This is a genomic window from Sphingobium sp. 15-1 (assembly GCF_013375535.1).
Taxonomy (GTDB): Bacteria; Pseudomonadota; Alphaproteobacteria; order Sphingomonadales; family Sphingomonadaceae; genus Sphingobium; species Sphingobium aromaticivastans.
Genome location: NZ_JABXJG010000002.1, coordinates 402,021 through 426,683 on the forward strand (window position 1 = coordinate 402,021; position 24,663 = coordinate 426,683).

The 24,663-nt window shown below is 64.0% G+C and carries 21 protein-coding genes; 5 read left to right on the forward strand and 16 right to left on the reverse strand.

Features of this window, described 5'->3' with window-relative positions; genetic code table 11:
* Positions 1–11: 11 nt before the first annotated feature.
* From HUK72_RS18090 to HUK72_RS18135, 10 genes are all read right to left on the reverse strand, one after another.
* Positions 12–788 carry a crotonase/enoyl-CoA hydratase family protein gene (locus HUK72_RS18090; RefSeq protein ID WP_218036170.1) on the reverse strand — a complete coding sequence of 259 codons (777 nt, stop codon included), beginning with the start codon at positions 786–788 and terminating at the stop codon, positions 12–14.
* 4 nt (positions 789–792) lie between these two features.
* Positions 793–2,943 (reverse strand): acetate--CoA ligase family protein, encoded by a 2,151-nt coding sequence (locus HUK72_RS18095; protein ID WP_176598185.1) that lies wholly within the window; start codon positions 2,941–2,943, stop codon positions 793–795.
* Positions 2,940–3,395 carry a Zn-ribbon domain-containing OB-fold protein gene (locus HUK72_RS18100; RefSeq protein ID WP_176598186.1) on the reverse strand — a complete coding sequence of 152 codons (456 nt, stop codon included), beginning with the start codon at positions 3,393–3,395 and terminating at the stop codon, positions 2,940–2,942. Before HUK72_RS18100 ends, HUK72_RS18095 begins: the two co-directional genes overlap by 4 nt.
* A 6-nt stretch (positions 3,396–3,401) precedes the next feature.
* Positions 3,402–4,574: a thiolase family protein gene (locus HUK72_RS18105; RefSeq protein ID WP_176598187.1), complete on the reverse strand. Its 1,173-nt coding sequence runs from the start codon at positions 4,572–4,574 to the stop codon at positions 3,402–3,404.
* A 195-nt stretch (positions 4,575–4,769) separates the two neighbouring features.
* Positions 4,770–5,453: a cysteine hydrolase family protein gene (locus tag HUK72_RS18110; RefSeq protein WP_176598188.1), complete on the reverse strand. Its 684-nt coding sequence runs from the start codon at positions 5,451–5,453 to the stop codon at positions 4,770–4,772.
* A 69-nt stretch (positions 5,454–5,522) separates the two neighbouring features.
* Positions 5,523–7,757 carry a TonB-dependent receptor gene (locus tag HUK72_RS18115; RefSeq protein ID WP_255325858.1) on the reverse strand — a complete coding sequence of 745 codons (2,235 nt, stop codon included), beginning with the start codon at positions 7,755–7,757 and terminating at the stop codon, positions 5,523–5,525.
* A 50-nt stretch (positions 7,758–7,807) separates the two neighbouring features.
* Positions 7,808–8,365, reverse strand: coding sequence for a 3-phenylpropionate/cinnamic acid dioxygenase subunit beta (locus HUK72_RS18120; protein ID WP_255325859.1), 558 nt, complete (start codon positions 8,363–8,365; stop codon positions 7,808–7,810).
* Positions 8,366–8,375: 10 nt separating this feature from the next.
* Complete coding sequence (locus HUK72_RS18125) at positions 8,376–9,638, reverse strand: Rieske 2Fe-2S domain-containing protein (RefSeq protein ID WP_176598190.1); 1,263 nt, start codon at positions 9,636–9,638, stop codon at positions 8,376–8,378.
* Positions 9,639–9,660: 22 nt separating this feature from the next.
* Entirely contained in the window at positions 9,661–10,455 is a 795-nt protein-coding gene (locus tag HUK72_RS18130; protein WP_176598191.1) for an NAD(P)-dependent oxidoreductase, read from the reverse strand.
* Positions 10,456–10,577: 122 nt separating this feature from the next.
* The gene (locus HUK72_RS18135; protein WP_176598192.1) at positions 10,578–12,041 is read right to left on the reverse strand and encodes an aldehyde dehydrogenase; all 1,464 of its coding nucleotides are present in this window, start codon (positions 12,039–12,041) and stop codon (positions 10,578–10,580) included.
* A gap of 210 nt (positions 12,042–12,251) precedes the next feature.
* Between HUK72_RS18135 and HUK72_RS18140 the strand changes: the two genes are divergently transcribed.
* Both HUK72_RS18140 and HUK72_RS18145 read left to right on the forward strand, forming a co-directional pair.
* Positions 12,252–13,916 (forward strand): GMC family oxidoreductase, encoded by a 1,665-nt coding sequence (locus HUK72_RS18140; RefSeq protein ID WP_255325860.1) that lies wholly within the window; start codon positions 12,252–12,254, stop codon positions 13,914–13,916.
* 127 nt (positions 13,917–14,043) lie between these two features.
* Positions 14,044–14,973: a LysR family transcriptional regulator gene (locus HUK72_RS18145; RefSeq protein WP_176598193.1), complete on the forward strand. Its 930-nt coding sequence runs from the start codon at positions 14,044–14,046 to the stop codon at positions 14,971–14,973.
* A gap of 11 nt (positions 14,974–14,984) precedes the next feature.
* Here HUK72_RS18145 and HUK72_RS18150 read toward each other — a convergent pair whose 3' ends face one another.
* A complete protein-coding gene (locus HUK72_RS18150) occupies positions 14,985–15,746 on the reverse strand; it encodes an IclR family transcriptional regulator (RefSeq protein ID WP_176598194.1) in 762 nt (253 codons plus the stop codon).
* Between the two features lie 127 nt (positions 15,747–15,873).
* Here HUK72_RS18150 and HUK72_RS18155 point away from each other — a divergent pair, with 127 nt between their 5' ends.
* Together HUK72_RS18155 and dmpG are read left to right on the forward strand one after the other, a co-directional pair.
* Positions 15,874–16,815 carry an acetaldehyde dehydrogenase (acetylating) gene (locus HUK72_RS18155; RefSeq protein WP_176598195.1) on the forward strand — a complete coding sequence of 314 codons (942 nt, stop codon included), beginning with the start codon at positions 15,874–15,876 and terminating at the stop codon, positions 16,813–16,815.
* The gene (gene dmpG / locus HUK72_RS18160; protein ID WP_176598196.1) at positions 16,812–17,834 is read left to right on the forward strand and encodes a 4-hydroxy-2-oxovalerate aldolase; all 1,023 of its coding nucleotides are present in this window, start codon (positions 16,812–16,814) and stop codon (positions 17,832–17,834) included. Before HUK72_RS18155 ends, dmpG begins: the two co-directional genes overlap by 4 nt.
* Positions 17,835–17,895: 61 nt before the next feature.
* On the opposite strand, the gene fghA is transcribed toward dmpG, so the two are convergent.
* From fghA to HUK72_RS18175, 3 genes are read right to left on the reverse strand one after another with little or no spacing between them, the layout of a single operon-like run.
* Positions 17,896–18,765 (reverse strand): S-formylglutathione hydrolase, encoded by an 870-nt coding sequence (gene fghA / locus HUK72_RS18165; RefSeq protein ID WP_176598197.1) that lies wholly within the window; start codon positions 18,763–18,765, stop codon positions 17,896–17,898.
* 3 nt (positions 18,766–18,768) lie between these two features.
* Positions 18,769–19,161, reverse strand: coding sequence for a VOC family protein (locus HUK72_RS18170; protein WP_176598198.1), 393 nt, complete (start codon positions 19,159–19,161; stop codon positions 18,769–18,771).
* A 26-nt stretch (positions 19,162–19,187) separates the two neighbouring features.
* Positions 19,188–20,300, reverse strand: a complete 1,113-nt coding sequence (locus HUK72_RS18175) for an S-(hydroxymethyl)glutathione dehydrogenase/class III alcohol dehydrogenase (RefSeq protein WP_176598199.1) — start codon at positions 20,298–20,300, stop codon at positions 19,188–19,190.
* Positions 20,301–20,431: 131 nt separating this feature from the next.
* Between HUK72_RS18175 and HUK72_RS18180 the strand changes: the two genes are divergently transcribed.
* A complete protein-coding gene (locus HUK72_RS18180) occupies positions 20,432–21,349 on the forward strand; it encodes a LysR family transcriptional regulator (RefSeq protein ID WP_176598200.1) in 918 nt (305 codons plus the stop codon).
* A gap of 48 nt (positions 21,350–21,397) precedes the next feature.
* On the opposite strand, the gene bktB is transcribed toward HUK72_RS18180, so the two are convergent.
* Both bktB and HUK72_RS18190 read right to left on the reverse strand, forming a co-directional pair.
* Positions 21,398–22,576, reverse strand: coding sequence for a beta-ketothiolase BktB (gene bktB, locus HUK72_RS18185; protein ID WP_176598201.1), 1,179 nt, complete (start codon positions 22,574–22,576; stop codon positions 21,398–21,400).
* A 15-nt stretch (positions 22,577–22,591) separates the two neighbouring features.
* Positions 22,592–24,661 (reverse strand): 3-hydroxyacyl-CoA dehydrogenase NAD-binding domain-containing protein, encoded by a 2,070-nt coding sequence (locus HUK72_RS18190; RefSeq protein ID WP_176598202.1) that lies wholly within the window; start codon positions 24,659–24,661, stop codon positions 22,592–22,594.
* Positions 24,662–24,663: the final 2 nt, after the last annotated feature.

Genomic DNA, 24,663 nt, shown 5'->3' on the forward strand with positions numbered 1-24,663 from the left:
AGGGCGGCCCTTCAGAACTCGATGGCGCGCTTTTGCAGGAAGGCTTCCATGCCCGATCTGGCGTCACGCGACGTCAGCGTCATCGCCTGCGCCAGACTTTCAGTGAAATAGCCTGCCGCCGCCGGCATCTCGTCGATATGCTGCAAGGCCTGGAGGATCATATAGTTGGAGATGATGGCGTTGCCGGAAACATTGCGCGCAATCTCCATCGCCCGTTCGAGCGCCCTTCCCTCCTCCACGACATAATGCGCCAGACCCAGCCTTTCGCCGTCCCGCGCGTCATAGCGGCGGCCGGTCAGCATCATCTCGATCAGCCGGTCGGCGCCCATGATGCGCGCCACGCTGACGCTGGCCCCGCCGCCCACGAAAATGCCGCGCCGTCCTTCGGGCAGTTCAAAGAACGCGCTTTCGTCAGCGACGCGGATATGCGCCTGACAGGCGATTTCCATGCCTCCGCCGATCACCGCGCCCTGCATCGCCGCGATCACCGGACGGCCGCAATTGCGCATCCGGAGCAGCAGGTCATGGCTGGACCGCGAGAATTTCACCGCCTCGAACGGCTCGATCTCCTTATGCTCCTTCAGGTCCAGCCCGGCGCAGAAATGCGGCCCGGCGCCGGTCAGGATCACCGCTCGAACATCCTCCGGCAAGGTGGAGAAAGCGGCGTTCAGCCCTTCGGCAACCGTCCGGGAAAAGGCGTTGCGCCGGTCCGGCCGGTTGATGGTGACGGTGGCGATCCGGTCCTCCACCTGCAGCAGCACGGCATCGCTCATGGCCTCGCTCATCATGCCTTCACTCCACAACGATCAGCGCGTCGAGCGCGATGACGCCTTCGCCCACCGGCAAGGCGACCAGGGGGTTGATGTCGATTTCCTTTATGGCGGGCTCGGTCGTCATCAGCCGGGCCACGGCCTGCACCGCATCGGCCACGGCCTCCACATCGACCGGCGGCGCGCCACGGAAACCGTGCAGCAGTCTGGCCGCCTTCAGCCGTCCCAATTCCTCCACGATCCTGTTCCGCGACATGGCGGGGGAGATGAGGCGCACATCCTGCAACGCCTCCACCCAGATACCGCCCAGCCCGACCATCATGATCGGCCCCCAGGCAGCATCGCGGGTCGCGCCGACCACCAGTTCCAGCCCCTGCCGGCCCATCGCCTCCACCAATATGACGTCCAGCCGCAGGTCCGGCCTGCCCTTCGCCACATTTGCGTGCAGCCGGTCCCAGGCCGAACGAACCGCATCGGCATCGCGCAGGGAGAGCATGACCCCGCCGACTTCGCTCTTATGCGCCAGCGAAGCCGCCTGCGCCTTCATGACCACCGGATAACCCACGCGCTCCGCGATGGAGACGGCTTCGTCGGGCGTGACGGCAAGGGCACCGGGCGGAACGGGGATGCCGATGGCGGAAACGACGGCCTTGCTGGACCATTCGGCCTGCGTGCCGGAACCCAAAGGCGGCAGGAACGCGAACTTCTCAGGCTGCACCGCTTGCGCCGGACGCCGACGGTCCCCGGCATGGCGGTGATAGGTCGCCAGCGCGCGGATCGCGCGCTCGTTCGAACGCATGAGGACTATGCCGTCCCTTGCGGCGCTTTGCAGCAAGGCGTCGGGCAGGGGGCAATCCTCGCCGGCCAGAACGAAGATCGTCGGCTTGGGCGCGGCCCGATAGGCCTCGGAAAAGGAGGTCAGCCAGGCCGTCATCCGGTCCGCTTCGGTCAGGGGAAGCGAGACGATAATGCTGCCGATGTTCGGATCGGCCAGCAATTGCGCCGCGCCCGCACCGATCATCTCCGGTTTCCACGCGGGCAACGTGCCCAGGTCCAGCGGGTTCTTTGGAGAGAGATAATCGGGCAGCATCGCCCGCAAGGCGTCCAGCGTCCCATCGGACAGCGCGGGCATGTCAAGCTCGCGGCTGTCGAGATAATCGGCGCTCAGGGCGCAGAGCGCTCCCGACGTGGTCAGCAGGCCAAGGCCGCCCTCCGGCGCTTGCGGGAAATAGAGCAGCAACTGCGCGACGTCGATCAGCTCCTCCATCGTTTCCACCAGGAGGATGCCCGCCTGCTCGACGGCAAGGGCCATGGCGGCATAATTGCCCGCGAGCGAACCCGTATGCGTGCTCGCCGCCGCCTGACCCTTCGCGGTGCGCCCCGGATGCAGCAGAAGCACCGACTTGCCCCTGGCCTTCGCCTTCGCGCCCAGGGCGAGGAAATCCTGCGGAGCGCCGATCTGCTCGGCATAGGCGGCGATCACCTGCGTGCGGTCGTCGTCGAGGAAATGGTCGACCAACTGGCTGACGTCGATCACGGCCTCATTGCCAGTCGTCATGATGTAGGACAGGGGGACCGACCGCGCGCGGAGCGACCCGGCAAGATGATTGGCGATGCCGCCGCTCTGCGCGACGATCGCCATGGCGGGGCCGCTGTCCTTCGGGAGCGGCGGGGGCGATGCCTGATCGATCATCATCACCGTCAGGCCATCGACGAAATTATAATAGCCGACCGTGTTCGGGCCAAGCAGCGCGAGATTGCCGCGGGCCGCTACGGCGGCGATCTCCTCCTGCCTGCGACGGCCCTCCTCGCCCAGTTCCGCGAAGCCGGAGGCGAAGCTGACCGCGCTCCCGATCTTGCGGGCGACGCAGGCCTGGATGGCGTCGTGCAGACCCTCTGCGGGCACCGTCAGGATCGCAAGGTCGATCCCTTCCGGCAGCTCTTCCGGGACGGTCAGGATCGGGATTCCCTCAACCTCGCCCCCCGACCTGCCGACAAGATGGATGTCTCCAGAAAAACCGCCGCCGAGTATCTGCTTCAGGATGATCCGACCGGTGGTTCCGGGGCGCGACGACATGCCGAAGATCGCGATCGAGCGGGGACGAAGCAGCGCCTCCATGCCCGGGCGCCGGTCAGTGGCTGGATCGACAGTAACATCATATAGGTTGGTCATGGTGCGTCCGGATTGGATTGTTGCAAGGGAGCGTCGGGTTCGAACAGCAGCAGGTGACGGCCATCGTCCAGCGGCTTCCAGAACGGCCTGATCCGCTGGCCGATGCACAACTGATCCTCCCGGAAGTTGACGAGATTGGAGACGATGTCGACCCCGATGTCGAGCCTGGCGAGGATCACCACATAGGGTTCATGCCCCCTGAATGGCTTCAGCCCGACATGAGTGACCGTGTAGCTGTAGATTTCGCCCAGCCCGTCCACTTCCTTCCATTCCAGGTCGGATCGGCCGGTGGCGATGCTGACCGGGCGCGGGAAGAATTGGGGAACGCCGGTGCGCGGACAATGCTGCACCAGCAGGCGTTTCTCCCGCGTGGCAGCCCAGAAGGGTTCCGAAAAAGGCAGCGGCCTGATGGCGTCGCGCTGAATGGAGAGGGTGTCGTTATAGTCCGTCATGGTGCCTCACGCATCGGGAGCCAGGATGAGAGCGACGCTGGTTCCCCAGTTGCGGCCATAGGGTATCCAGCCAATGCCGGTGACGAGCGCATTGTCGGTGTTGCGGACCTGACGGGCGCCGCCCTGCCCCAGCAATTGCCGCACCGCCTCCACCAGATTGGTGCCGCCGCCCGCCAGCCCCGCCTGCCCGGCGGAAATCTGCCCTCCACCTGTGTTGAGCGGCAGGTCGCCGTCGAAAGCGAGGTTGCGTTCGCGGATGAAGGCGCCCCCCTGCCCCGGCGCGCCGAAGCCTAGCATCTCGAATTGCAGCATGATCGCGATCAGGAAATCGTCATAGGGGTGAAAGGACGCGATCCGGTCAGGCGTCAGCCCGGCCTGGGCGAAAGCGCGCTGCCCCGCCTTGGCATGGCCTGTCGCGGTGATGTCCACCTGGCTGGCCGCGCCGCCGAAATTGGTCACTTCGCCATAGCCGATGGGCACAACGAAGCGGTCCAGCCCCTTCGCCTTCGCTATGGCGCGCCGCGTGACGAGCAGGCCGTTCGCACCGTCCGCGAACATGACGCAGTCGAGCAGGCGGATCGGGTCCGCGATCATCCGCGAGCACATATAGTCGTCGACCGTGATCGGGCTGCGCAGCTTGCTGCACGCATTGTCGTTCAATATGGCATGGTTGCGCTGCGTGATGGCGAGCTTCGCCAACACTTCCAGGTCGAGGCCATATTGATGGTCATATCGCTTGGAGAGCAGGCCGAAGGAGCCGGGCGGGCCCATCAGGCCATAGGGGTCGGTCCATTCCTCATGGAAGGAATAGTTGACATAGTCGAAGCGGCTGGACGGCGCATCCGCGCACAGCACCAGCACGGTCGAACAAAGCCCCGCATCGATGGCGGCGGCGGCACGGACGACCGATCCGGCGGCGCCGCATCCGCCCAGATCGCAGGTATCGGTGAAATCGAGTTCGAGGCCGAGAAAGTCGACCATGCTCTGCGCCCAGAAGGCGGTCGAGGCCGCCGACACTGAGGGCGTCACGATCATGCCGTCAATGTCCGACTTTTCGAAGCCCGTATCGGTGAGCAGGCTGTCCATGATTTCGCCCGCGAGCGAAAAAGGTTCCTTTCCGCTGCGGAACTGGATTTCGGTTTCCGCGAAGGCGGCGATTACGCTGTCTCTCAGGGCCATTTTCTTTTCGTCTTTGCTGGTCTTGCCTTTGCCTGACGAAGACTTTCGATCCTGAACCCGCATCGGACAACCCAAATATCACGATAGTTACTATCATCATCTTTGGGTTGGCGCTGGCCCCGAATCCCGAACGAAAAACGGCCGGCCGCGGCAAAAAGCCGCGACCGACCGCTCAGGGAGGATAGCGCCGAAAATCTATGCCGAAAGCAGTTCCACCACCGCATCGGCCGGAACCACATCCGCGAAGATCGCCGTCAGCGAATTCAGCGCGGCATTATGTTCGACATCGGACAGGGCCGCCGTTGCATCCGACACGAAAATCACGCGATAGTTAAGCTGCATGGCTTCGCGCGCCGTCGTCTCGCAGCACACATTGGTCGCCGTGCCCGTCACGATCAGCGTGTCGATCCCCTTTTCCTGAAGAAGATCGTGGAGCGAGCTGGTGCCCGGCGAGAAGGCGCCGAAACGAGCCTTGTCCACCGCGAAATCCTCCGGCGCGACATCCAGTTCGGAATAGAGCGCATGACCATGACTGCCGGGCCGGAAGCTTTCCAGCATCCCTTCCGAAAAACCGGGAAGGAAAACGGTACCGTAGAAAGTCGACCAATCCCTGAGCGCCCGCCCGTCGGTGACGAATTGCACGAAGATATTGATGCCTCCCGCTTCCCGGACGGCGCGGGAAATCCGGTTGATGGCGGGCACGATCTCCCGCGCAGTGGCGATTTCGACCGTGGCGCCCGGTTCCACGAAGCCGTTCTGCATATCGATGACGACATGGGCGGTCCGGGCGGGGTCGACGGCATCGAACAGTCTCTGGCGCCCGCCGCGGGCCGCCATCGCGCGCGCGGCGATTTCAGGCGCTATTTCGATAGCGTGCATCACATTCCTCCTCGCCGGATGGGAGAAACGGAGGCTGGCCCATTATGGACCAGCCCCCGGCCAAAAGGGTCAGAAGGAGTAACCGACCGTCACGCCATAGGTGCGCGGCGCGATGAGCGTCCCCAGCACCGGCGTCCCAAACAGCGTCGATGACACATAGGTCTGCGCGATCGCCTGCGTATTGCCGATGTTGCGGATATAGCCTTCGACCGACCAACCCCCCGCATTTTCCACGCGCGCGCTGACCGAACCCACGCCGTAGCTCTTCTGGGAGACCAGCGGATTTTCGAACGGCGAGAAATATTGCTTGTCGACGAAATTATAGTCGCCGCGCACGGTCACGGAATAATCACCGATTTCCCACTTGTTCGATGCGAACAGCATGAAGGACGTCTTGGGCGCCTGGGACAAGGTATAGCCGGACAGATCCTGATTGCCCACGCTGGGATTGCTGGGATCGACAGTGAAGAAGCGATCATATTTCGCATCCACATAGGCCAGGTTTCCGCCCAGGCTCAGGCCATGCGCCGGACTGACCGCCAGTTCCAGTTCGAAACCGTCGACCTTCGCGGACGCCGCATTTTCCGTCACGCTGACATTGCCCCGGACCTGCGTCACCTGCAGGTCGCTATAGTCATAGTGGAACCCGATCAGGTTCGCCTTGACCGCGCCGCCCAGGAAGGTCGTCTTGATGCCGCCTTCATAATTGGTGATCTTTTCGGGCTGATAGGCCGATTGATTGACGCCGATCGCATAGCCGCCGCTTTTGAAGCCCTGGCTATAGGTGAAATAGGAGAAGATTTCCGGCGTGACCTGATATTCCAGCGTCGCCGTGGGCGTGAATCGGGAGAAGCGGTCCGAAAGCTGGCGCGGGAAGCCGGGAACGGAAACCAGCGGCCCGCCCGGCTGGTACGGCCGGGTGAAATCGAGCTGGAAATTGTCGTTCAGCTTCTTCTTCTCAGTGCTATACCGGCCGCCGACGCTCAGCTTCAGGCCGTCGGCAATCTCATAGGTCAACTGGGCATAGGCTGCCAGGCCGTAGGTCTTCTGATAACCGACGGCATAGAAAGCGTCGCGCAGACTGAGCGCACCGCCCTGCACAGCCGAGCTGATCGGAATTTCCGAACCGGACGGGCCGATATTCTCGTAGAAATATTGCCCACCGACCAGCCAGGAAAAGCGGCCGGCGCGGCCGTCCAGCGTCAGTTCCTGGCTGAACTGTTCGGACTTGTTGAACAGCGTATCCACGCCAAGCTGGACGTCGGTGCCGTCAATGTCGACAAGGTTGGAGGATTTCACGCTGCGATAGGCCGTGATCGACTTCAACGTCGCCCAATCGGTCTGATAGTCGATTTTCTGGACGATGCCCCAGGTCCTGATATGGACCTTGGGATCGATGTCGCTGGCGATGTCGCGGCTGTTGTACAGGGCGCGGCCGCCGAGCCGGATGCCGAGCGGGATCACATTGGGCTGGGCGGGACCGAAATAATGCAGGCCGTTCGCCCGATCCGATTCATCGGAATAATCGAAGATCGTCAGGAATTCGAGGCCGTCGACCGGCGTCCACAGCGCCGACACGCGCAGGCCGAGTTCATCCTTGTCGTCGATGTCGGTGCCCGTGACGATATTCTTGCCATAGCCGTCATGACTTTCATGATGGGCGGCGAAACGGAGCGCCAGATTGGACGTGACCGGGCCGGAGATCGCCCCTTCCACCTTGGTGGCGTTGTAATTGCCATAGCCTGCGCGGATATAGCCCTGCATCTCCTGCGTGGGCCGGGCGCTGGTCACGACCACCGCGCCGCCGGTGGCGTTGCGGCCGTAGAGCGTGCCCTGCGGCCCCTTCAGAACCTGCACGGAATCGACGTCGAACATGCCGCTGAGCTGCGCGTCGGGACGCGCAATATAGACGCCGTCCTGGTAGAAGGCGACACGCGGGTCCTGGCCCGCAACCACGCCGTCGGAACCGATGCCGCGCACCGCGATATGCGCCTGGCCGATATTCTTGCCGAAGCTGACCGCCGGAACGACGGCAGCCAGATCCTCGACATTCGAAATGCCGCGTGAGGCGAGCTCCTTGCCCGAAATGGCGGTGACGGCGGCCGGCGTCTTCTGAAGCGTCGTATCGCGGCGCAGCGCGGTCACGATGATGTCGCTGCCGTCGGTCGGTTGGTCATTGGCATCCGCCGGGACAGCCGGGCCATTGGCGCGTGCTTCCCCGCCGGTCTGGGCCATCGCCGGAATGGACAGGGCGGCGGCGCCACAGAAAAGAGCAAGCCTTATCGCTGTCGTTGACATTTTCATCTAAACCCCTCCCACATTAACTATATGATGTTTTTAGGAAAATTGAAGTTCTAAAGGAAAAAGGACAGATTCTTGACATGGAGAGTCGCCTGATCGATGGTGATTTTCCGCCAGAAGACTTTCAGACCATCTTCTTCCCGGCGGATTCTGTCCTCCCGCTTGGCGAGCAGCATCTCGCCCGCTTCCTCCATGCGCGAACGGTGGCAAAGCAGCTTGCTTCTGACGACGATCACCTGATCGCCGTCCTGCTCCTCCACCTTGTCGACATAGACGTTGGAAACCAGATGGGAGACGCGCGACAACGGCTCCTCCGCCCAATGAATCTTGGTCATGATCTGGTAGACGCGGGCTTCCAGCGTCGCACGCGTGTCGTCGATCCATGCCGATTCATAATCGTTGGTCATATCATCGAACCGCCGGTTGAACGGCAAGTTCTTGCGGATCGGTACCCAGTAACGCAGGTCATCCGCAAAGAAGGAAAGCCATTCTTCGAACCTTCGCGCATCGATGGTATCGGCTTCCCTGTAGAGGAAATCCTCGATTTCACGCGTCAGCAGCAGGCGTTCGATGGATGCCGTCTTACCGGCGGCTTCTTGGACGATGGTCATCATTACCCCCTTATGCTTCCATCGCTTCCGACCAGGCCCGGTAGAAGGCCATGTTGTTGCGCTCCGTCATCCACCATTTGCTGACTTTGCCGGGGATATAGGGGTCGGTGAAGCTGCCGGAATCGGCCACATAGCTAAAGGGCGCGTGCTGCGCGGCGCGGACGGACGCCCCCTCCGACGCATAGTTCCAATTCTCCATGTCGTCCTGTTCGGTCATGCCGCCGGGGCCGCTGTAGGAGATATAGTAGCGGCGGAGGAAATCCTTCGCCTCCTGCGGCGCGTCCTTGTCGACGAAGAACATGCGCCAGGCCATGCAGGATTGCGGGCCGTTGGGATGCGCCATCAGCAACACCCGCGGCTGCTGCGTATGGAAGCCCGCATTGGGGAAGATATTGGCCAGCACCAGCGGCGATCCCGCCTTTTCGCCCAGGCGGGCGACGCGGCGGCGCCAGCAATCCTCGAAATATTCCGACGTGATCTTCGACATCGAATAATGACCACGCGGCTGGTCCGTCGCCACCCGCTCATAGATCAGGCCGTGACCATTGCCGGTCGCGGTGAGGAACAGCTCCCCGAAGGGATCGCGGCGTCCGACGCCCTCGCGCGGGCCGATGCGGCTCATGTCGGTCGACTGATGGCTGATATTGTGCAGCGGGTCGCCGCCGGAATTTTCGGACACGAACTTCCAGTTGCACGGAATGATCCATTTCTGGACCCCGCCATAGACTTCGACCTCTCCATCGCCGCCGTCCCAGGCGCCAAGGCCGTACCACAGGCCTTCCTTCGCATCGCCCAGATAATCCTCGAAATCCGGCGCATCCTGGTTCCAGGTCGCCCATACGGTGCCGCGGAAGGTCGCGACCTTCGCCACTTTGATGAGGCCCCAATCCTTCTTGTCGAAGGAGTCCGGGAAATTCTCAAACTCGGGCACGCCCTTCAGGTCGCCGTTCAGGTCGTAGGACCAGGCATGATAGGGGCAGTAGAACAGCTTGGTGTTGCCTTCGTCATAGCGGCAAATGCGCATGCCCTTGTGACGGCAGGTATTCAGGAAGACGTTGATCTTCATGTCGCGGCTGCGCGATACGATGACCTGGTCCTCGCCCATGCGCGACAGGAAATAGTCGCCCGGCGCGGGAAGCTGGCTCTCATGCGCGACGAGCAGCCACCTCTTGCGGAAGATCTGCTCCAGTTCCCGCTCGTAAATATCCTGATCGTGAAAGATCTTGCGGCTGACCACATCCCTCGTCGTATCGACGAGATTTGAAGAATGCATTCCCATGTTCCGTTCTTCCAAATTAAGGGACGATATTTTCGATTTCCTGCTTCATCAGCTTCGCGCCGGGCAAGGAAATGCCCAGCTTTCCGGCCAGTTGAAGACTGTTCTCAAGATCCTTGGTGTAGATCGGGATGGCGTGGGGCGCCATTTTGATCTCTCCCCAGGTTTCGGCAATGAAGCTGCGCGCCAGGCCACCGGTGATGACCTGCTTTACGACTTCCGGGGCCAGCCCCGCCGCCACGCCCAGGCGCATGCCCTCTGCCATGGCGAGGATATTGCCGATGATCGTGACCTGATGCGCCAGCTTGGCGATCGTCGCCGTGCCCGCAGCGCCGGTCCGTAGAATGGTGGAACCCGAAAGCCTGAAAAGCGGCTCGCAGATGTCCAGCACCTCCTCATCGCCCGCCGCCATGAACGACATGGTCTTTTCCTGCGCACCCTTGGCCCCGCCGCTGACCGGCGCGTCGACCAGGCGCAGGCCATGCGCCCGCGCGCCTTCGACCAAGGCCGCCATCGTCTCCGCGCTCACCGTGCAATGGCTGACGACGATCAGGCCGGGTGCGGCGGTGGAGGCAAGCCCATCGTCGCCCAGCACGACGTCGATCACTTGCGCGTCGGTGGCGACGCAGATGAAGACGACCTCGCATTTCTGCGCGATCTCGGCCGGAGACTGCGCCACATGAGCGCCCGCCTCCCGCAGCGCGGCCTGGGGCTCCGCCCTGACGTCGAAGCCGTGCAGTTCATGGCCCGCCGCCGCCAGATTGAGCGCCAGCGGCAATCCCTGCACGCCAAGTCCGATGAATCCGATCCTCATATCCATTCCCACTTCTTGCCGCAGCCCGCCGATCGTCGCAGTCATGCGCGGCGCGCGACCCGGAACCGCGCATGACTGCCCGTCAGCCATTGGTGGCTGCACTCAACCGCCCGCCAGGACGATCATCCCAATGCGATCTGCACCGATTTCACTTCCAGATAGGGTTCCAGGGCATCCGGACCGAACTCCCTGCCCCACCCCGATTGCTTATATCCGCCGAAAGGCTGCGTCGGATCGACATGGGCGTAGCAGTTGACCCAGACCGTGCCCGCCCTGATCCGCTGGGCGACCACATGCGCCTTCGTCAGATCATTGGTGAAGATGCCGGCCGCCAGCCCATATTGCGTGTCGTTCGCCGCAGCCACAGCATCGTCGACGCTGACGAACGGCGCGACGCAGACGACCGGCCCGAAAATCTCCTCCTTCATCGCCGCCGATTCCGGGGGGCAATCCCCGATGACGGTCGGCTGATAATGGAAGCCGCGCCCCTCACCGAACCGTCCGCCCGCCACGATCCTGCCACCGTTGGACCGTTCGAGGTCGACCCAACCCGCCACCTTCTCCCGATGCTCGCGGGAGATAAGCGGGCCCAGATCGGTCTCCCGATCCTCCGGCGCGCCGATCTTCATCGCGGCGGCGAAGTCCTTCAGCCGCTCCATGAACGCAGGATAGATACCCTCCTGCACATAGACGCGGGAACAGGCGTAGCAGGCCTGGCCGCTATTGCCGAAAACGCCCCATGCGGCCGTGGGGACGGCGGCGTCGATATGGGCGTCGTCCATCACGATCAGAGGCGACTTGCCCCCCAGTTCCAGCGTCAGCCGCGTCAGATTGTCGGCGGCGAGACGGATGAGATGCTGGCCGACGCGGGTCGATCCGGTGAAGGAGACCTTCCGCACGTCCGCATGGGTGACGAGCGCCTCCCCGGCTTCCGGACCGGTGCCGACGACCATGTTCACCACGCCCCGCGGCACGCCCGCCTCGGCCAGCAGGGACATCAGGAAAGCGGAACTCATCGGCGCCAGTTCGGCGGGCTTGATGACGCAGGTGCAGCCAGCGGCCAGGGCGGGCGCCAGCTTCGCGCAGAGCAGCACGAACGGCCCGTTCCAAGGCGTGATGATGCCGACAACGCCAACCGCCTCGCGACGCACATAGGCGTGGAAGCCGTCACCCATGCCGTCGAACGTGCGGTTCGCCATCGTCCGCGCCAGGGCGGCGCAATGGCGGATCATGCCGATGCCGATCGCGATGGTGATGTCAGCGACCTTCGCGGGCATGCCGACATCGCGGCTTTCTATGGCGGCGATGCGAAGGGCGTTGCGCTCCACCACATCGGCCAGGCGATGGAGGATGTCCGAACGCTCCACGCAGGACATCGGCGCCCAGGGACCGGTTTCGAAGGCAAGCCTGGCGCATTGGACCGCCCGGTCCACGTCGCCGGCGTCGGCCGCCGGGATGCGGGTCAGAATTTCGCCGCTATGGGGTTCGAGGACATCGATGGACGAAGCGCCCTTCGCGCCCTGCCACCGCCCGTCGACGAACAGACCGGGGACCGCGTCACAGTCGATTTCAGCCAAAGACGCCAAACTGCCTCTCCATCCCATGTTCTGGCATGCAGCATCGGCGGAGGGACGGCGGAAAAAAAATAGTTAGTCCGGATACCAACCATCCGCGACAGATATTTCCGGTGTCGCGGCGCCCGTGCTTTATGCCGCCCTGGCGATGGCAAAGGGATAGCGGAAGGCCCGAAGTCCGGCGCGCTCCGCGGAAATTCCGAAGGCAGGGAGGTGGGGGAAATGGCAGGCGGCACGCAGGGCGCTTCCATGGAAGCGGACGGCGAATTCGACTATATCGTCGTCGGCGGCGGCAGTTCGGGATGCGTGACCGCCGGAAAGCTCGTTGGCGAACAGGGCGCGCGCGTGTTGCTGCTGGAAGCAGGCGGCAATGACGACGACAAGCTGATCAAGATGCCCGCCGGTACCTTCAAGATGATGCTGGGGGGCAGCGCGCACATCAAACATTATGTGTCGGAGCAGCAGAAGCAATTGAACGGCAGGACCGTCGGCGTGCCGCAGGGCAATGTCATCGGCGGGGGCAGTTCGGTCAACGTCATGGCCTATATGCGCGGTTGCCGGGAAGATTATGACCGATGGGACGCGGCCATCGGCGGCGGCTGGTCCTGGGACGACCTCCTCCCCCATTTTCGGCGGCAGGAAGGCAATGTCCGGCTTTCCAACCGGAGTCATGGCGGCGACGGGCCGCTGAAGGTTTCCGATCCAAATTACAAGGTTCCCGCCTCCAGCTATTTCCTCAAGGCCGCGCAAAATGGCGGCATCGCCTTTCGCGACGATTTCAATGCGGGGGAATTGGGAGGAGTCGGCTATTTCCAGACGACGATTTCAGGGGCGCGCCGATGCAGTTCGGCCGATGCCTTCCTGACCCCCGTCCGCCACGATCCGCGCCTGACGCTTCGCACCCAATGCCGCGTCACGCGCATCAGGATAGAGAATGGCAAGGCCGTGGGCGTCGAATATATGCGCGACGGCAGGCCGTATTTCGCAAAAGCGGGCCGGTCGGTGATCCTGACGGCCGGAGCTTTCGCCACGCCCAAGCTGCTGATGCTTTCCGGCATCGGACCGGCGGAGCATCTGCGTTCCATGGGCATCCATCCCCTGGTCGACCTCCCCGGCGTCGGCCAAAATCTCCAGGATCATGTGGTCGTCCGCCTGTCCGCGGCGACGGACCGCAATTATGGCTATTTCGGTGAGGACCGTGGCCTCCGGATGATCCGCAACGGTCTGCGCTATTATCTGTTCGGGGACGGGCCAGTGGCGTCCAACGGCGCGGAATGCGTCGGTTTCACCAATGTCGATGCGGCGGAGGGTGTCGCGGACATTCAGATCTACAGCGTCGGCATCCTATGGCCGTCGGCCTATACCGGGGCCATCACTCACGGCATCACGATGATGGCCAGCCAGACCCAGCCCCAATCGCGGGGCAGCGTCCGCCTGCGCTCCGCCGATCCGGCGGACGATCCCGTCGTCGACCTCGGCTGGCTCAACCATGCCGAGGACGTCGCGGTGATGATCAAGGGGCTGCGGCTGCTGCGCCGGATCGCGCAGACCGAACCACTGGCCTCCATCATTGCCGAGGAACGCGCGCCAGGCCCCGCCCTGCAAAGCGATGCCGAGCTGGAGCAGTATCTGCGCGACACGGTCGAGAGCGCCTATCATCCGGTCGGCACCTGCAAGGCCGGGCGCGACGGCGATCCCATGGCGGTGCTGACGCCCGACCTTCGGGTGCGCGGCGTGGACAATCTCCGCGTGCTCGACGCATCGATGATGCCGAACATCCTATCGGCCAACACCAACGCGCCAGTCATGGCCGTGGCGGATCGCGGCGTCGACCTGATGACGGGCCGCCAATCCCTGCGGATGCGGAGCGCAGACGCGCTCGCATAACGCCGGCCCCGCTTAGCCCGCGATTCCCCGGCGCGCACCAGAGCGAGTTGCCTGGCCCGCTTTTTGGCTTAAAAGCCTATCCAGGAAGAGGATAAGCGGAAGTTCTCCGCAAGGGAGACGATTGGCCATGCATCTTCAGGGACTGGACCTGAATCTCTTGATCGCGCTGGATGCACTTTTGTCCGAGAAGAACGTCACCAGGGCGGCCGAACGCATTCACATCTCTCAACCGGGGATGAGCGCCGCGCTCCAGAAGCTGCGATATTATTTCAACGATCCGCTGCTGGAACGCGTGGGCCGAAGCATGGAGCTGACCAGCCGGTCCCGGACGCTGGCGGAGCCGGTGAAGACCATCTTGTCGCAAATCCGCGACCTGAACGAGAGTTCGCGAAAATTCGACCCGCTGCACGTCAGCCGGGTGTTCCGGATCACCTCGACGACATTTTGCAGCGAAATCCTGGCGACCCCGCTCATGCGCAAGTTGCGGACCATCGCGCCCAATGTCAGCGTCCAGTTCGAGGATCTGTCGACCGACACCGTGACCCGCATCGCGGAAGGGCAGGTGGATTTCGCCATCACGATTTCCGCCCGCATATTGGACAATTTCGAAAGTCTAAGCGAATTTCTCAAGTCCAAGAAATTGTTCACCGACCATTTCGTCGTCGCGATTTCGAAGGACAACCCCTATTCGAAGGATGAAATCTCCTTCGATGACCTATGCGCCATGCCTTATGTCGAAACGCGCTTCGCGGGCGTGATCGCGGGCATCAGCGAACAGATATGGCGGCAACAGCCCCGACAGCCGCGCATCTGCGGCTGGCTCCCCAATTTCCAGTTGACGCTCGATACGGTGAGCGAAACCGACATGGCGACGATCCTGCCGTCCCTGCTGGTGGAGCAGAAAGGGGAGCGCTACAATGTCAGGACGCTCCCGGTTCCGTTCGAAATGCCGATCATGGAGGAAAGGCTGTTCTGGCACAGGCGGAACGACAATGATCCCGGACATGAATGGATGGTCCAGCTCTTGCAGGAGGTCGTGGGCGAGCTGATGATCTGATCGGTCCCGCGTCACGCCCGGCTGAAGGCGACCTGCTCGATCTCATGCGCCGTTGCCCGCAGAAGGTCGATCACATCCTCCTGGGAAAGCTTCCTCGCCGTCATGGATTGCGATACGGAAATGGCGGCGTGCACCACGCCGTCGGGCCTTTTGATCGGCACGGCGGCGCAAATCAGATCCTCGACAACCTCGCCGTCGTCAATCGCATATCCCTGCTGCGCGACCAGATCGAGTTCGCGCGCCAGTGCATCGGCGTCGACGATGGTGCGCGGCGTCAGCGCGACGAAAGGGCCGTTTGCGAGATAGGCATCCCGCTCCTCGCGAGGAAGATTGGCGAGCAGCACCTTGCCCATTCCGGAGCAATAAGCCTCCAATTGCATCCCCACCCGGGTGAACAGCCCCGCCGCGCCCTGACCGATTTTCAGGCGGTAGGTGACCATCTCATTTTCCAGCGTCCCCAGTTGGACGATGGTCCGCACCCGGACCGCCAGACGATGCAGGGCCGGCGCGGCGACATTGACGATCAGTTGCTTTTCATCGAGCCGCTGCAAAAGCCGCAAAAGCCGGGCGCCCGCGACGTGCCGCCCCCGCCCGACCGGCGTCAGATAGCCTTCCTCGACCAGCGTCGTCACCTGGCGGTGCGCCGTCGCCACGGGAATGTCCGCCGACCGCGCCAGCGCGGACACGCTGTTCTGCCCGCCATCCGCGACGACTTCCTCCAGCATCGCCAAGGTCCGCTTGAGGGAACTGATCTGCGGCGTCTTATTTCTCATGACGTGAGAAGATAGCGACTTCCCCCGGTGGCGCCAAGCCCAAAGCGCGCTTATTCTCCCTGCCCAGAGGGGATCGCCGCCCGCCGCATTGGCAAAGGGTGTTCCGTTACGAAAAGGCTTGAGGAATATGGCCAAGACCAAAGTTGCGATCATCGGGTCGGGCAATATCGGCACCGACCTGATGATAAAGATCATGCGTCTGTCGGAGACGCTGGAAATGGGCGCCTTCGTCGGCATCGATCCGGAATCGGACGGGCTGAAGCGCGCCGCGCGCATGGGCGTGCCCATCACGGCGGAGGGCATTGACGGCCTGATCGCGCTGGACGGGTTCAAGGACATCGCCATCATATTCGACGCGACGTCCGCCGGAGCGCACAAGCGTCACAACGAACTGCTCCAGGCCCATGGCAAGCGGGTGATCGACCTGACGCCTGCCGCCATCGGCCCCTACACCATTCCGCCCGTCAACGGCGAGACCAATCTCGACGCGTCGAACGTCAATATGGTGACCTGCGGCGGACAGGCGACCATCCCCATCGTCCACGCCGTCAACCGCGTGGCGAAGGTGCATTATGGCGAGATCGTCGCCTCCATCGCCTCGAAAAGCGCCGGTCCCGGCACCCGCGCCAATATCGACGAGTTCACCGAAACCACCAGCCAGGCGATCGTGGACGTCGGCGGCGCGACGCGGGGCAAGGCGATCATCATCCTCAACCCGGCCGAGCCGCCGCTGATCATGCGCGACACCGTCTATTGCCTGTGCGAAGAGGCCAGTCAGGACGAAATCCGCGCCAGCATCGACCGCATGGTGGCCGAAGTGCAGACCTATGTGCCGGGATACCGGCTGAAGCAGGCGGTGCAGTTCGAACATATCGGGTCGAACCGCCCGCTGCGCATTCCCGAGATGGACGGGGAATATACCGGCCTCAAAGTCAGCGTCTTCCTGGAGGTCGAAGGGGCCGCCCATTATTTGCCCGCCTATGCCGGCAACCTCGACATCATGACCTCGGCCGCGCTGCGCACCGCCGAGAAGATCGCCGTCCGCATGCATGAAGGAGCCGCGGCATGACTTTCGATCCGACCCAGACCAAGCTCTATATCCAGGACGTGACGCTGCGCGACGGCATGCACGCGGTGCGGCACCAATATGGCATCGACCATGTGAAGAAGATCGCCAAGGCGCTGGACGACGCCAAGGTGGACGCGATCGAGGTCGCCCATGGCGACGGGCTCAGCGGATCGTCCTTCAACTATGGCTTCGGCGCACATACGGATTATGAATGGATCGCCGCCGTGGCGGAAGTGCTGGAGCATAGCGTGCTGACGACGCTGCTGCTGCCCGGCATCGGCACGGTCCACGATCTGAAACATGCCTATGATCTGGGCGTGCGTTCGGTGCGCATCGCGACCCATTGCACCGAGGCGGACGTTTCGAAACAGCATATCGAAGCGGCGCGCAATCTGGGCATGGACGTCTCCGGCTTCCTGATGATGAGCCATATGTCCGATCCCGAAGCGCTGGCGGGGCAAGCTAAGCTGATGGAAGATTATGGCGCGCATTGCGTCTATGTCACTGACAGCGGCGGCGCGCTCAACATGGAAGAATATGCGGCGCGGTTCCAGGCCTATGACCGGGTGCTGAAGCCCGAAACGCAGCGCGGCGTCCATGCGCACCATAATCTCTCGCTGGGCGTGGCGAACTCCATCATCGCCGTTCAGAACGGCGCGATCCGCGTCGACGCCAGCCTGGCCGGCATGGGCGCGGGCGCGGGCAATGCGCCGCTGGAGGTATTCATCGCCGCCGCCGACCGCTACGGCTGGAACCATGGCTGCGATCTCTACGCGCTGATGGATGCGGCCGAGGAACTGGTCCGTCCATTGCAGGACCGGCCGGTCCGGGTCGACCGCGAGACGCTGACGCTGGGTTATGCGGGCGTCTATTCCAGCTTCCTGCGTCATGCGGAAAAGGCGGCGGAGGATTATGGCCTCGATACCCGCGCCATCCTGGCCGAAGTCGGGCGTCGCAAGATGGTCGGCGGGCAGGAGGATATGATCGTCGACGTCGCGCTCGATCTCAGCGGCAAATGATGGCGGGGCGGCCGCAGGGTTTCCCCGGTGCGGCCGCCCTCTTGCCCAGCCTGCCGGAACGTCAGCCGGCGGACTTAGTCAACCGTTCCGCATGCCAGCGCAGATGATCGTCCAGGAAAGTGGAAATGAAATAATAGCTGTGGTCATAGCCGGGCTGCAGGCGCAGCGTCAGCTTCTGGCCCGCCGCGCGGCAGGCGGCATCCAGCAATTCGGGGCGAAGCTGCTCCGCCAGAAACTGATCGGCATCCCCCTGATCGACCAGCAGATCCGGCAAGCGGGCGCCATCCTCGATCAACGCGACGGCGTCATGTCCGCGCCAGACGGCCTTGTCCTCGCCCAGATAGCCCGTCAGCGCCTTCTGCCCCCAGGGAACCTGAGAGGGCGCGACGATGGGCGAAAAGGCGGACACCGCCCTGAATCGGTCGGCATGGGTGAGGCCAATGGTCAGCGCGCCATGGCCGCCCATGCTGTGACCCATGATCGACTGGCGGTCCATGTCGGCGGGGAAATGCGCCGCTATCAGGGCGGGCAGTTCCTCCGTCACATAGCTCCACATGCGGTAATGGGGCGTATAGGGCGCCTGCGTCGCATCGACATAGAAACCCGCGCCAAGGCCGAAATCATAGGCCCCCTCCGCATCGTCCGCCACGGCGTTTCCGTCGCGATCAACGCCGCGCGGGCTTGTGTCGGGCGCGACGAAGATCAGGCCCAGCTCCGCGCAGGCGGCGCGAAATTCGCCCTTTTCAGTGACATTGGCATGGGTGCAGGTCAGGCCGGAAAGATACCAGACGACGGGCAGCCGTGCACCCTCCGCATGAGGCGGCACGAAGACGGAGAAGGTCATCTCCGTCCCCGTCGCCGCGGAGGCATGTTTGTAGACGCCCTGGACTCCGCCGTGGCTCTTGTTGGTTGAGACGGTTTCCAGGGTCATCTTTTACTCGCTGAAGGAATAGGCGCAGATCTTGTTTCCGGCCGGATCGCGCAGATAGCCGGCATAAGCGCCGGGCAGGTGACTGCGCGGGCCGGCCGCGCCCTCGTCCGTGCCGCCATTGGCAAGGCCGGCCGCATGGAAGGCATCCACTTCGGCAGAGGTCTTCGCCGCGAAGCCGATGGTCGCGCCGTTGCTCGACGGCGCTTCGCCATTGCCCGGAGGCGCGATGATGAAGGCCGGCTTGTCGCGGCCGTACAAGATCCAGGTGCCCGCCGGCCCCAGATTGTTGATGCCGAGCGCGCCGAGCACCGCGTCGTAGAATTTGGACGACGTTGCGGTGTCCTTGGCCCCGATGAAGACGTGCGAAAACACTCCGTCGCCGGAAATGACTGCCATTGCGTTTCTCCTACTAGGTTGATTTGTCAGAAAACGACGACGCTGCGGATGGATTCGCCCGCATGCATCAGGTCGAAGCCCTTGTTGATCTCCTCAAGGCTCAGCACATGGGTGATCATCGGATCAATCTCGATCTTGCCGTTCATGTACCAGTCGACGATCCGGGGCACGTCGGTGCGACCCTTGGCGCCGCCGAAGGCCGAACCTTGCCACACGCGGCCGGTGACGAGCTGGAACGGACGGGTGGAGATTTCCTTGCCCGCCTCGGCCACGCCGATCACGGTGGAGACGCCCCAGCCGCGATGGCATGCCTCCAGGGCCTGACGCATCACTTCGGTATTGCCGGTGCAATCGAAGGTGTAATCGGCGCCGCCGTCGGTCAGGGCGACAAGATCGGCCACGACCTCCGCCGTGCTCTTGCCCCTGGGATTGTAGAAATGAGTCATGCCGAAGCGGGTGCCCCATTCCGCCTTGCCGTCATTGACGTCCACGCCGATGATCCGGTCCGCGCCGACCAGCCGGGCGGCCTGCAGCACATTCAGGCCGATGCCGCCCAGGCCGAAGACGATGACGTTGGAGCCGGGCGTGACCTTGGCGCTGTTGATGACCGCGCCGACGCCGGTGGTGACGCCGCAGCCGATATAGCAGCTCTTGTCGAAGGGCGCGTCCTCGCGGATCTTCGCCACCGCGATTTCCGGCAGGACGGTGAAGTTGGAGAAGGTCGAGCAGCCCATATAATGGAAGATCGGCTGCCCCTTATAGCTGAAACGGGTCGTGCCGTCCGGCATCAGCCCCTGGCCCTGGGTGGCGCGGATCGCGGTGCACAGGTTGGTCTTGCCGCTGAGGCAGCTTTTGCACTGGCGGCATTCCGGCGTGTAGAGCGGGATCACATGGTCGCCGGGCTTGACCGAAGTCACACCCGGGCCGACTTCGCGCACGATGCCGGCGCCTTCATGGCCAAGGATCGAAGGGAAGATGCCCTCGCTGTCAAAACCGTCCAGCGTATAGGCGTCGGTGTGGCAGATGCCCGTCGCCATGATCTCCACCAGAACCTCGCCCGCCTTCGGACCTTCCAGATCGACCTCGACGATCTCCAGGGGCTTTTTCGCTTCAAAAGCGACGGCGGCGCGCGTTTTCATTCCTCACTCCCTGCATCAAGTCCGAAAAGGGGGTGCAGCCCCATTTTTCTCATCCCTGCCCATAGCGATATTTCCGTGACGTGATAATAGGTCGATTAGGCAATTCATTATTACCATATGGGGATAGTCCTATGTCCGCCTGGGCGGGAATCGACGAATTCATCGCTGTCGCCACCACCGGATCGTTCACGCGGGGCGCCAAGGCGCTGGGCGTTTCGCCCACCCATGTCAGCCGGGCTGTCATGGCGCTGGAGCAGCGGGTTCAGGCGCCATTGTTCCACCGGACGACCCGCACCGTCCGGCTGACCGATACGGGGCGCGTCTTCTTCGAACGCTGCGAGCGGATCGCGCAGGAACGGGATGAGGCCATCGCCCTCATTTCCGAACAGAGCGAGCCACAGGGCGAGTTGCGCGTCACCTGCTCCACCGCCATGGGCGAGCGCTTCGTGGCGCCGATCATCCGGCGGTTCGCCATGCGGCATCCCCGATTGACCGTATCGATCGAGCTGTCCAATCGAGTGATCGACCTGGTGGGCGAGGGTTTCGACCTGGCGGTGCGGACGGGCGCGGTCACGGACCCGCGCCTGATCGCGACGCGGGTTGCCTCCCGCACGCTCTACACCTGCGCGGCGCCAAGCTATCTGTCCCGCGCGGGCCGGCCGCAAAAGGTGGAAGAGCTGAAGAAGCATGAATGCATAGCGGGAACCGCCACGACATGGCATTTCAAGGCAGAGGGGCAGGACATCGTGCACAGGCCGCAGGGGCGATTCCGCTGCAATAGCGGGCATGCGGTGATGGAAGCCTGCATCGCCGGGCTGGGCGTCTGCCAGCTACCCGATTTCTATATTTTGCCGCACCTGAAACATGGGATGGTCGAATTGCTGCTGGAGGATGTCCAACCGGAGGACGAGCCGATCTGGGCAGTCTATCCGCAGCGCCGCCATCTCCTCCCCAAAGTGCGGCAGGTGGTGGACTGCCTGCAGCATGAATTGGGACCGGCGATGAACCGGCCCAGGCTGGACGCGGCCGCCCCCTCGCTTGCCGGCTGAAGGCAGCGGGGCCTGGCGGCGAACCGCCCTGCCCCGCCGGTCGTTATCTTACACCCGTTCCCAGATGGCGGCGATGCCCTGGCCGCCGCCGATGCACATGGTGGTGAGGCCATAGCGCCCGCCGGTGCGCTGCAATTCGTAGATCAGCTTGGCAGTGATGATCGCGCCGGTCGCGCCAACCGGATGGCCCAGCGAAATGCCGCTGCCATTGGGGTTGACCTTGGCCGGATCGAAATCCAGTTCCCGCGCCACCGCGCAGGCCTGCGCCGCGAAAGCCTCGTTGGATTCGATGACGTCGAGGTCAGCGACGGTCAGACCGGCCCGCTCCAGCGCCTTGCGCGTCGCGGGAACCGGGCCGATGCCCATATAGGCGGGATCGACGCCGGCATGCCCATAGGCCACCAGCCGCGCCAGGGGCTTGAGGCCCTGCGCCTTCACCGCCGCCTCGCTCGCCAGCACGGCTGCCGCCGCGCCGTCGTTGATGCCCGACGCATTGCCCGCCGTTACCGTGCCGTCCTTCTGGAAGACCGGCTTGAGCTTGCCGAAATCATCCGCCGCCGCGTCGGCGCGGACGAATTCGTCGGTGTCGAACGGCACCGGCTTGCGCCGCACCAACACCTCGACCGGCACGATCTGGTCCTTGAAATAGCCAAGCGCGATGGCGTTGGCCGCCCGCTTCTGGCTTTCGAAGGCCAGCGCGTCCTGATCTTCCCGCAAAATGCCGTAGCGCGCCGCGACATTCTCCGCCGTGACGCCCATATGGATCGCCTGGAACGGATCGGTGAGCGCTCCGGTCAGGCCGTCCTGCACGACGGCATCGCCCATCTTCTGGCCCCAGCGGGCGGCAGGCAGGAAGTAGGGAGCGCGGCTCATGATCTCCGCCCCCGCGCCCAGCGCGATCTCGCAATCGCCCAGCATGATCGACTGCGCGGCGGTGAGGATCGCCTGCAGGCCCGACCCGCAGAGCCGGTTCACCGCATGCGCCGGGCTTTCCTGCGGCACGCCCGCGCCGATGGCGGCAATGCGCGCGGCATAGGCGTCGCGGGGTTCGCAATGGATGACATTGCCCAGCACCACATTGCCGACTTGCGCGGCATCGATGCCCGCCCGCCCGATCGCGGCCTTCGCAACATGCGCACCCAGTTCGCCCGGCTTCTGATCCTTGAGCGATCCGCCGAAGCTGCCAATGGCGGTCCGCGCCGCCGATACCAGAAATACGTCCGTCATGCCCTGCTCCTGTCCTTAGATGTTCAAATCTTCGAAGCGCCCGCCCTTGGCGGCAAGCTGTTCGATCAGCGGCGCGGGCGCCCAGGCCCAGCCGTTGCGGCCCGCGGCCAGAGTGCGAAGCCGGTCGAGCACGGCAGGCACGCCCATCAGGTCGGCCTGGAACATCGGCCCGCCCCGCTCGCGGCCAAAGCCATAACCGTGCAGATAGATCATATCGACATCGACCGGCCGATAGGCGATCCCCTCGCCCACGATCCGCGCCCCTTCGTTGATCAGCGCCAGCAGGCAGCGGCTGACGATTTCCTCGTCGCTGACGGCGCGGCGTTCAAGGCCGATCTCCGCCGAATAGGCCTCGATCAGCGCCGTGATCTCCGGGTCCACCTCAGCCGTGCGACCGTCGGGATAGGCGTAGATGCCCTTGCCCGTCTTCTGCCCGAAACGGCCCAGTTCGCAGATGCGGTCGACGACGCCCGAATAGGGGCGGTCGGGCTGCTCCACGGCGCGGCGCTTGCGGATCGCCCAGCCAATGTCCTGCCCGGCCAGATCCATCGTCCGGCATGGGCCCATCGCCATCCCCCAGCGCTCCATCGCGGCGTCGATCTGCTGCGGCTGGGCGCCTTCCTCCAGCAGGAAATAGACCTGGCGCAGATATTCCTCGAACATGCGATTGCCGATGAAGCCGTCGCACACGCCCGACACCACGCCGACCTTGCCGACCCGCTTGCCGAAGGCCATGGCCGTCGCCAGCACGTCCGGCGCGGTGTCCTTGCCCCGCACCACTTCCAGCAGCCGCATGATATTGGCGGGCGAGAAGAAATGCAGGCCCACCACCCGCGAGGGATCGGTCACCAGCGCGGCGATGGCGTCCAGATCGAGCGTCGAGGTGTTGCTGGCCAAGATCGCATCGGGGCGGGTGATCGCATCGAGCGCGGAGAAGACCTGCTTCTTGACGGCCATATCCTCGAACACCGCCTCGATCACCAGATCGGCGTCGCTGAGCGCCTCCAGTTCCGTCGCGGCGGTGAAGGCGGCGATGCGCGCATCGGCCACGGCCTGGGCGATCCGGCCTTTCTCGACATCCCGCTGGATGGTCTTGCGGATGCCCGCTTCCGCCTTGGCCAGCGCCTCGGCGCGCAGTTCCACCATCGTCACCGGCAGCCCTGCGTTCAACAGCGCCAGCGCAATGCCAGTGCCCATCAGCCCGCCGCCGATCACGCCGACATGCCGCACCTCACGCGGACGCACATCCCGCGCCAGCCCCGGAATGCGCGCCACCGTCCGCTCCCCGAAAAAGGCGTGGCGCAGCCCGCGCGAGGCTTCGGAACGCAGCAATTGCCCGAACAATTCCGCTTCCACCGCCACGCCTGCCGCCAGATCGTCGGATAGCGCAGCGACGCAATCGATGATCCGGGCCGGCGCTAGGTTCAATCCGCCGCGCAACTTGGCGCGACGGCCTTCGACCGCTTCTTCAAGGTCGGCGGGAACCGGCAGGGAGCCCGTCCGGCGCGGCGGCGGCGCATTGCGCGCCACTTCCAGCGCCGCTTCCACCACATCGCCGTCCACCAGTTGGTCGACCAGGCCGAGCGACAAGGCCTGCTCCGCCGTTACCGGCTTGCCCGACAGCATCATGTCGAGCGCCGCCCCGGCGCCGATCAGCCGGGGAAGCCTCTGCGTGCCTCCCGCACCCGGCAGCAGGCCCAGCGTCACTTCCGGCAGGCCGAGGCGGCTTCCCGCCTGCGCGATGCGATAATGGCCGCCCATCGCCAGCTCCAGCCCCCCGCCCAGGGCCATGCCGTGGATCGCCATGATGACGGGCTTATCGCAATTTTCGACCGCGGCGATCAAATCGCGCAAAAGGCCGATCTGTGCCGGATCGCCGTCGAAGTCGCTGATGTCCGCGCCGCCGCAGAACATCCTGCCGGCGCCCGTGACGACAATCGCCTGGCAGGCGGGATCGGCCGCCGCCTGGCTGACCGCCGCGAGGATCTCCCCGACAAAGCCGTTGCCGACCGACAGGGCGTTGACCGGGCCGTTGGACAGGCGCAGCAACCGGGCCGCGCCTTCGTGGGTAATCTCGACAGCCATGC

Coding starts and splice junctions, on each gene's coding strand:
- HUK72_RS18090 (WP_218036170.1), bottom strand. CDS start 788: ATGATGAGCGAGGCCATGAGCGATGCCGTGCTGCTGCAGGTGGAGGAC.
- HUK72_RS18095 (WP_176598185.1), bottom strand. CDS start 2,943: ATGACCAACCTATATGATGTTACTGTCGATCCAGCCACTGACCGGCGC.
- HUK72_RS18100 (WP_176598186.1), bottom strand. CDS start 3,395: ATGACGGACTATAACGACACCCTCTCCATTCAGCGCGACGCCATCAGG.
- HUK72_RS18105 (WP_176598187.1), bottom strand. CDS start 4,574: ATGGCCCTGAGAGACAGCGTAATCGCCGCCTTCGCGGAAACCGAAATC.
- HUK72_RS18110 (WP_176598188.1), bottom strand. CDS start 5,453: ATGCACGCTATCGAAATAGCGCCTGAAATCGCCGCGCGCGCGATGGCG.
- HUK72_RS18115 (WP_255325858.1), bottom strand. CDS start 7,757: ATGAAAATGTCAACGACAGCGATAAGGCTTGCTCTTTTCTGTGGCGCC.
- HUK72_RS18120 (WP_255325859.1), bottom strand. CDS start 8,365: ATGACCATCGTCCAAGAAGCCGCCGGTAAGACGGCATCCATCGAACGC.
- HUK72_RS18125 (WP_176598190.1), bottom strand. CDS start 9,638: ATGCATTCTTCAAATCTCGTCGATACGACGAGGGATGTGGTCAGCCGC.
- HUK72_RS18130 (WP_176598191.1), bottom strand. CDS start 10,455: ATGAGGATCGGATTCATCGGACTTGGCGTGCAGGGATTGCCGCTGGCG.
- HUK72_RS18140 (WP_255325860.1), top strand. CDS start 12,252: ATGGCAGGCGGCACGCAGGGCGCTTCCATGGAAGCGGACGGCGAATTC.
- HUK72_RS18145 (WP_176598193.1), top strand. CDS start 14,044: ATGCATCTTCAGGGACTGGACCTGAATCTCTTGATCGCGCTGGATGCA.
- HUK72_RS18150 (WP_176598194.1), bottom strand. CDS start 15,746: ATGAGAAATAAGACGCCGCAGATCAGTTCCCTCAAGCGGACCTTGGCG.
- HUK72_RS18155 (WP_176598195.1), top strand. CDS start 15,874: ATGGCCAAGACCAAAGTTGCGATCATCGGGTCGGGCAATATCGGCACC.
- dmpG (WP_176598196.1), top strand. CDS start 16,812: ATGACTTTCGATCCGACCCAGACCAAGCTCTATATCCAGGACGTGACG.
- fghA (WP_176598197.1), bottom strand. CDS start 18,765: ATGACCCTGGAAACCGTCTCAACCAACAAGAGCCACGGCGGAGTCCAG.
- HUK72_RS18170 (WP_176598198.1), bottom strand. CDS start 19,161: ATGGCAGTCATTTCCGGCGACGGAGTGTTTTCGCACGTCTTCATCGGG.
- HUK72_RS18175 (WP_176598199.1), bottom strand. CDS start 20,300: ATGAAAACGCGCGCCGCCGTCGCTTTTGAAGCGAAAAAGCCCCTGGAG.
- HUK72_RS18180 (WP_176598200.1), top strand. CDS start 20,432: ATGTCCGCCTGGGCGGGAATCGACGAATTCATCGCTGTCGCCACCACC.
- bktB (WP_176598201.1), bottom strand. CDS start 22,576: ATGACGGACGTATTTCTGGTATCGGCGGCGCGGACCGCCATTGGCAGC.
- HUK72_RS18190 (WP_176598202.1), bottom strand. CDS start 24,661: ATGGCTGTCGAGATTACCCACGAAGGCGCGGCCCGGTTGCTGCGCCTG.